Annotated in this window: 2 protein-coding genes and 1 pseudogene; all 3 read left to right on the top strand. The window is 44.7% G+C overall.

Annotated features, from left to right (window positions below; translation table 11 throughout):
• Nucleotides 1-528 (top strand): annotated as a pseudogene (locus tag CAG68_RS07235) (hypothetical protein); the annotation flags it as partial.
• 3 nt (nucleotides 529-531) lie between these two features.
• Entirely contained in the window at nucleotides 532-1,611 is a 1,080-nt protein-coding gene (locus tag CAG68_RS07240; RefSeq protein ID WP_053349232.1) for a hypothetical protein, read from the top strand.
• A partial coding sequence (locus CAG68_RS07245; protein WP_161440970.1) for an OmpA family protein occupies nucleotides 1,611-4,691 on the top strand: 3,081 nt, incomplete at its 3' end. The genes CAG68_RS07240 and CAG68_RS07245, both read left to right, overlap by 1 nt.

A 4,691-nucleotide genomic window follows, 5' to 3' on the forward strand; every position in this document is an offset into this window, starting at 1 on the left:
GTACAAGAATGTTATATCCATTATTCCGAGTTGGCTTTGACAAACACGGAACTGTCTGAGCTAGAGAGTGATCCTGCTTCAATTGCTAAGTCTCTTTCAGAGTTGCAAATATACTCCTCATCCCAAAGCTTTGATAATGCGGGTGAGAATATTATTCCAGTTTCCGGTACCGCATCGACAGGGACTGGCAGTGGAATCATCAACGAACATAAAGAAAGCAATATCGCGGGGCTTAAGTTGGCTCCAAGAGGCGCTTTGCCTTCTATACGTTACCTTCACGAGCCTTTGACAGATCAACCGGACGATTTCTTTGGGCTTCGTAACATAGAACACGATTGGATTCACAAATCGTACTTTCGTTCAGCGATGAAAGACGACGATGGTTATATGACGCTGCGTTTTGCATTCCCGCCGGCAGAGGTCAAGAACGTCGATATTGTTCGAGGTGTTCATTCGAGCCTCTCCACCGGTAGCCAACGTCTTGTTGTTGTAGAAGAAAATGTACCCATTTCAGAATTGCTAGGTTAAACCATGAAAAAAATACTATTACTGTTACTTACTGCTTTATCGATAGCGGGTTGTAAAGATGACGGCCGCACTTACGTGGGTGAACATAACTACTACACCATGGAGCAGAGCAAGGTCCGTAAATCTGGCTCTGCGACTTATCAACAACGTGACTTTCCTCGTTACTTTATCCATCGTGCCAAAGAATGGCCAAGGGAAGATTTAAACGACGCGAGTTCTTACGATTTGCCACGCGTTCAGTTTACTTGGGCAAACTTATCAGACGATCAAGGATATGGACCAGACCCAATGTACGATGAGTACGAAGGGCGTGTAAAAGTTTGGAGTATGAAGACCGATGGTACGGACCTGCGTTTGGTGACAGATTTACCCTATCTTGGAAAGGCATCCAGCACTCGATACAAAACCAGTCGCTCACCAAATAATCGTTACGTTGCACTGAACTCCGGACCTGACATACATCTTTTTGATTTAAAAGAGCAAAAATTAATTGACTTGCCGCATCGTTTAGCTGGTATTCCGGGTTTCCTGTGGGCGGAAGATAGCAGCTACGTTTATTACCGCACGGGTAAGGTGGGGCGTGTGGTGTATAAGTGGGATATTGCTAAAGGTGAGGCGGAAAAAACGGATTTACAAATATTCGGTACAGGATTTATAAAAGGCGGGTTGATTTATGAGGTGGGAGATGTTGGAGCTGGAATCATTGATGAAAAGACTCATGAGCTTGTAAAATTGGTTCAATGGGGGAAAAAGTTACCTGTTAATAAAGCAAAAGCGCATTATACGGCGATCAGTCCAGAAGGGGACATCGTTTGGGCGGCTAATCGCAACTATCACAATGTGTTTGTTGTTGATCTAGCAAATGGTCAACAGATTGAGCGTGATGGGGCAATGCAATATGCCATCGGTCTAAAAAATCGTTTTTCTTTGACGAATTATAACGCGATGCTGATGTCAGTACAGAACAACCAGACAAAACAAGCGTGGAGTTGGTCTCCGTTGGGTTACAGCCGCACAATAGATCCTGCCATTGTGTATAACCTCTCCGCAAACCAAGGTAATTGGTTTAAGGAGGAGAACTGATGGCTTTCACATTTGATAATGAAGTCTATCTGTTTGGTGCTTTTTTTGAAGGAAAGCAAGTTGGGTTAAGTAGGGCATTCCCTGACTGGCATACCCAACCAGATCTAACCGAAGTAAATGAGCTAGCGGGTAAGATTCGTCCCATTCCTTTGACCCCGGTGATTGTCAATGCCTTGTCGGGAGGCGAACCCGCACTGTGGGGCACCACCAAAGAGGGAAAATTGGTCGAGTTAGGTTTAGGTGAGCCACCGCAAACAGGGGGTAAGCAGCCTTTATCGGGAGAAAAAGTCGATTCTGAAAGTTCAGTGCCGAGAGATGTCGACAATTACGAAGTGCTCAAGTTGGGCAACCGACCGGAAGGCCTCAGCAAAGGGAAAAACTATGAATTAAGTTTTCCACCATTACGTTTGTTGGCGCAGATGATTGCGTCGCAGAATGATCCAGAAAGTACGGGGGGCGCTAAAGATCTGGCAAGCCTTGCTGAAAACATTAAGCATTTTGCTCAGTACATTGATGATGGGACTAACGAAACAAACCAAACGGGTGTGCAGTTCCAACTTACAGAAATTGCCCTTAGTCAACTTGCTCCTGCGTATATTGGTGGCGATCTCACAGCAGAGCAACAACGCTACAACGATTGGTTGCAGCGTCAGAAAAAAAGAAACAAACCCCTGAAAGGTTTTGTTGTGCCAAGGATGCACAGCTGTGCTGTACTGTTCACAGACAAGCTTTATGGTGGCGCAGAGGTCTCGTTGATTCGCCCAGTTCAAAGTATTAAAGCGGGTGATATAGAAAATGCAACTGAAGAAGTTATCGCTGAAGCGACGGTCTCGGTAAAAGAACCTTTGTGGGTGACAAAAAGGGAAGGTAATACAGTTTTACCAAGTGCATTGTTTAACCTCGATCCAAGCCAAGTTGAAGATGGTTTTTATTTGTTGCGTATCCAATTTTGGGAAGATGAATGGTTAGCATTCGATGAAACACGTAAGGTGTTACCCGAAAGTGTACTGAAGGCCAATGTCACAAAGCAGTTCATGAAACACCCTCAAACTGATGTGGAGCAGAATGTATATACTTATGAACTGCATGAAAAACTGACGTTTATCGATACAGCGGGCATTGGCAAAATGGCGTGCGTGTGTGGTGACATGATCACCTTAGAGGAAGCGCTCATCCAACAATTTCCTAATCAGCTGCCATCTTATTCAGACTACGCGACGAAGGGGTTAACCTATCAAACTACGCAAAAGCCGGGTGTCGCACCGTTATCTTTGCATGCTGCGATCAACAAAACCTACGAATCGTTGAGCAGTGACTTTCTCTCTATTGAGGGCGCCAAGCTTTATGGTCCACCTGCAGAAATGGCGAAAACCATCGGGCAGGCGCTATGGGAAAACAGTGAATCGGGGGCCTTACCTCCATTTCTGATGAGTGGTATCGCGTTACATTCGGCACTTGCCGCAACCAGTGGTGTTAAAAAGAGCGTCAGCCTTGCAAAGATTTTTGCGCGTAAAGAGCTAACGCTGAAACAAGCACAAGCGTTAGTGTTTAGAAAGCATGTCATCGATATTCCTTATATCAAACGTGCTTTTAAAACGGCAGGCCCAGAGTCAAAAATCATGCGTGGCGTTGGACGTTTAAGCAGTGATTTTTTGAGCGGAACAAATCGCGCGCTACCAGCAATTGGAGTTATCGCAAGTGGCAAGGAAGCGTTCGACCAATATTCGGCGTTCTCTGAACAAATTAAAAATGCGAAAGAAGCGCAAGAAACTTTAAGCAAATACGCTGAAAACTATCTTTCTTCTTTAACGTTTGTTCGTCGCTTTGATAATCCAGAACATTGGCAAAAAAAGGCAGAAACGGTGCAGGAAGCACTTGGTAAAGAAGGGAATGCTCAGATCTTTGCTGATGGTCAAGGGGTCGTTGTTCGAATGAACTTCAAGTTTAACTCTGCTGAGTTTGAGAACGAAGTTCAAGCGCTACACATCGACTATAAAATCGTCTGCGATAGATTGCGTCAACTTTTATCTGACAATTCTGATTACCAAGTCGCCATTATTGGTCATGCAGGGCCAATAGGAACGCATGAAAATAACTTAAAGATATCTAAAATGCGTGCGGATGTAGTTAAAGAGGCCATCCTCGCCAAAACAAGCGGAGAAGAACGAGCGAACCTAGAATCAAGGTTGTTGATTGAGTTTAAGGGTAAGTCACAACTGATTGATGATATCGACGGTTATGCCGATGTAAACGACAGATCAGATACTGCGGATATCGCTGTGAACCGACGTGTAGAGGTTAGGTTGATCATCCCTGACTTTGCGGTTTCCCTACCACCGAGCCGATCTGGAACGATGGCATTAAATCGCGCGCATCAAATTTGGGAAGGGCATCAGCTTGCGGCAAAGGAAGCTCAAGATAAGTTGATTATTGCTGCCGTTGATGCAATGGCAAGCGTCGCAATCTGGACGCCTGCCGCACCAGTGGCTGCCTATTATTTTGCCGGTAAAGTGGGAGCAGATCTTTTGGGCGCTGCAACTGATTTTTATGGCGACCTTTTTGGTGATGCGACGTTTAAGGAGATCAAAGCTCAGTACAATAACAAAAGTATGCTAAAAACGCTCAGCTGTATCAATAAAGAGCTTATCTCACTGTATAAGGGGATCAGTCAAGATCTTCAACCTCAGGTCATTGATGCTGTTGGCTTAGCTGACTTTCTCAAAAAACAGGCGAATCATGATGAGTTGTTGAAGCGCTTTTTGTTGCGCTCCTATGCTTTGAATTCTTTGATTGAGTTACTAACGCTTCTCCGCGCTAAGTGGAGCCTGACGGGGGACTTTGATGATTTCATTGAGGATTATCGAGTTGACGAGTTTATTCAGCTGTATGTCATGAGTGATAACTGGGAAATTCCAGTCAATGATGGTAATACACTGGCCCTGAACTGGGTAAACCGCTTTAAAAAATCTGGTTTGTTCTCTAAATCAGATGCCAATAGCTCGTTACAATGGAGTTACGGTGAAAAAATAGGGGGGGCATTTAATACGGGGTTCCCTGTACAGACACGCCTATTCTTGGAC

The sequence above is a fragment of the Vibrio sp. V42_P2S4T144 genome (genome assembly GCF_009904715.1).
In the GTDB taxonomy this organism is placed as follows: Bacteria; Pseudomonadota; Gammaproteobacteria; order Enterobacterales; family Vibrionaceae; genus Vibrio; species Vibrio alginolyticus.